General features: G+C 66.6%; 1 pseudogene. It reads left to right on the plus strand.

The features are described from left to right. Positions 1 to 81 precede the first annotated feature (81 nt). Positions 82 to 1,361 (plus strand): annotated as a pseudogene (locus TPRIMZ1_RS0116640) (peptidase A26); the annotation flags it as partial.

Consider the following 1,361-nt stretch of genomic DNA (forward strand, 5'->3'; position numbering starts at 1 on the left):
CGACGACGACTTTAGGGCCCTGCTGGTGAAAGCCCCCGCCGTCACCGGCCTTCTGGCCCCCGCCCACCGGGGGCCACCCCGGTGGCAGTCGGCGACCCCGACAGCAGCACCGGCCTGTACGCCCCCGACGGCGCCCCCTACACCGTGGCGGGCCTCGTCTGGCAGCGGCGCACCGGGACCGGCTCCGGCCCCGATAGCTGGGCCCCCATCGGCGCCGGCGACGCCTTCAAGCCCATCGCCACCTACCGGGCGGCCATCACCCTGCAAGCCGCCAGCGGCTACAAGTTCCCCGGCGGCAGCATCCCCACAGTGAACGGGGCGGACGACGGCTGGACCGTGGACGGCGTGGCCATTGGCGGCGGCGACACCGCCATGAACACCCTCACCTTCACCGTCAGCTTCCCGACGGCAACCGAAGGCGGCACGGTGACCGTCACCCCCGCCCCTCCCACGGACTGGGACATCCCGGCGCCCCACACCCTCACCCTCGCCATCACGGGCAGCCCGCCGGCCACCCCGCTGCTCGTGAAGCCCGACGGGACCATCACCCTCACCCTCACCCCGGCCGGGAGCGGCGGGGACTACACCGGCATCCAGTGGACCGTGAACGGGAACCCCGTGGCCGCAGACCCCACCACCCCCGGGGCCCCATCGGCCTACACCTTCAAGGGCGATGGCCGGAGTCTGGGGACCTACACCGTGGGCGTGCGGGCCCGGCAGGACGGCCTCTGGTACGAGAACCGGGTCAAGGTACCGGTCACCAATGTGGAGCTGGTTCTTGAGGGCCCCTATACCGGAGGCATCACCGCTGTTGTGGAGGACGGCCTCCTCAAAAGCATCACCACCAATGCCGGCGCCATCCTCATCGGCCGCAAGGATGATGAGACCGTTACCCTAAAGCTGGACGAGGACGGCAAACTCCAGTTCCGGGACGCCGATGTTGAGGGCAATGTCCCCATCGGCAGCTATGGGGAGTTCCAGTTGATTAGGACCGCATCCGACGGTCTGGTTGGCACCTACAAGCAGGAAGCGGACCTGGACCTGCTGGGTTCCGCAGCAGAGTGGACGGCGATAGGCAATACCACAACCTTCTTCGATGGAACCTTCGACGGCGATGGCAAGATTATCAGCAACCTGTATATAGACAAATCCAGTTCAAATTACCAGGGCCTCTTTGGCGCCATCGGCGGCGGCAGCAGCACAGTGAAGAATGTGCATATAGTGAGCGGCTCCGTTAAAGGCAACGAATATGCCGGCGGCGTGGCGGGGCTAAACTACGGCGCCATCACCGCCTGCTCCAACAACAGTTCCGTTAAAGGCAACGAATATGCCGGCGGCGTGGCGGGGAACAACCGGCGGCT

The organism is Treponema primitia ZAS-1 (genome assembly GCF_000297095.1).
GTDB lineage: Bacteria > Spirochaetota > Spirochaetia > Treponematales > Breznakiellaceae > Termitinema > Termitinema primitia_A.